At 65.2% G+C, this 1,613-nt stretch carries 3 protein-coding genes; all 3 read left to right on the plus strand.

Annotated elements, in window-relative coordinates; translation table 11 throughout:
• A partial coding sequence (locus ACOJSF_RS07465; protein WP_420141585.1) for a TetR family transcriptional regulator C-terminal domain-containing protein occupies positions 1-186 on the plus strand: 186 nt, incomplete at its 5' end.
• A 112-nt stretch (positions 187-298) separates the two neighbouring features.
• Positions 299-550, plus strand: coding sequence for a helix-turn-helix domain-containing protein (locus tag ACOJSF_RS07470; protein ID WP_420141586.1), 252 nt, complete (start codon positions 299-301; stop codon positions 548-550).
• Positions 550-1,613, plus strand: a 1,064-nt coding sequence (locus tag ACOJSF_RS07475; RefSeq protein ID WP_420141587.1) for a HipA domain-containing protein, incomplete at its 3' end; no start/stop codon positions are given. The genes ACOJSF_RS07470 and ACOJSF_RS07475, both read left to right, overlap by 1 nt.

Here is a 1,613-nt window from a genome sequence, read left to right on the forward strand (position 1 = left end):
GGCCGCATGGCGCCGGTCGATCCCCACCATCTCATCTTCATGGTCTGGGCGACGACGCAGCACTATGCCGATTTCGAGATCCAGGTCCGCGCCGTCCTCGGCGACCGCGCCGAAGACGACCGCCATTTCGAAACGGCCACCCGCGCGCTGGAGGACGTGATCCTCAACGGAGTGTTCGGGCGGTAGCATCGCATACGCGAATGCGTATTTTGGCATTTTATGCGCGATTGCGTATGCCCTCAATTGATACGCTGTCGCGTATATTGCCGATTTATCCGCATTCGCGTATGATCATGCGATGGCTGGCCAGATCATTCGCAACGAGAAACAGATGGGCGCCGAGCTGCGGCGGGCGCGCCGACGCGCCGGACTGTCGCAGTCGACGCTGGGCGAGCGCGTCCATCTCCGGCAAGCGACGGTATCGCGCGTCGAGGCGGGCGAACCAGCGGTACAACTGAGCACCGTAATGGCGCTGCTCGCGGCACTCGACCTTGAGCTGGTGCTGCGCCCACGCTCCAAGGACCTCGACGATCTCGAAAAGCTGATCTGATGGCCCGCGCGCCTCGCCACAGCGCCCTTTCCGTCTTTCAGAACAGCCGACTCGTCGGCCGGCTCGATCGGGCGGCTTCAGGGGCGATCGGCTTTCGCTACGACGGGACCTGGCTGGACAGTCCATCGGCTTTCCCGGCCTCGCTTTCGCTGCCGCTTCGCCAGGAGCCCTATTCCGGCGCGGCGGTCATCAGTGTCTTCGAGAACCTTCTCCCCGACGATCGCGCGATCCGCCAGCGGATCGCCGGCCGGGTCGGCGCCGCCGGGGCGGATGCCTACAGTCTGCTCGCGGCGATCGGCGGGGACTGCGTGGGCGCCCTGCAGTTCCTCCCCGATGGCCAAGAGCCGGGACCGGCAGGCGGTATCGACGCCACCGAGATCTCCGACGACCAGATCGCCGAAATCCTCTCGACCCTCGCCAGCTTCCCGCTTGGCCTGGGACGCGAGAACGATTTCCGCATCTCGCTGGCCGGTGCGCAGGAGAAGACCGCGCTTCTGCGGCGCGACGGACGCTGGTACCGGCCGCATGGGACAACCGCGACGACCCATATCCTGAAACCACGCATCGGCCGCCTCCCGAACGGCATGGATCTCTCGGACAGCGTGGCCAACGAATATCTCTGTCTGCGGCTGCTGGCCGCGTTCGGGCTTCCCGTCGCACAGGCGGAAATGATGGACTTCGGCCTGCCCGTCCTGGTCGTCGAGCGTTTCGATCGGGCTTGGGCACGTGACGGACGTCTCGTCCGCCTTCCTCAGGAGGACTTCTGCCAGGCGCTGTCCGTCCCACCATCGTTGAAGTACCAGTCCGAAGGCGGTCCAGGGATCCGGGACATTCTCGATCTTCTCAAAGGCAGCGACGATCCCTTCGGCGATGTCGGGAAAGTCCTCTCCGCGGCCGTACTCTTCTGGCTGATGGGCGCCACGGATGGTCACGCCAAGAATTACAGTATTTTCCTGCGGCCCGGCGGCGGCTTCGGGCTGGCGCCGCTCTACGATGTCCTGACGACGCAACCGGACGTCGATGCCGGAGCGATCCCCGCGAACGGGTTCAGGATGGCGATGTC

Origin of the sequence: Sphingomonas sp. (genome assembly GCF_048594985.1) — a bacterium.
Classification (GTDB): Bacteria; Pseudomonadota; Alphaproteobacteria; order Sphingomonadales; family Sphingomonadaceae; genus Sphingomonas_I.

Bases quoted from the DNA above. Each gene is read 5' to 3' on its own strand.
- ACOJSF_RS07470 (WP_420141586.1), top strand. From the start codon at position 299: ATGGCTGGCCAGATCATTCGCAACGAGAAACAGATGGGCGCCGAGCTG.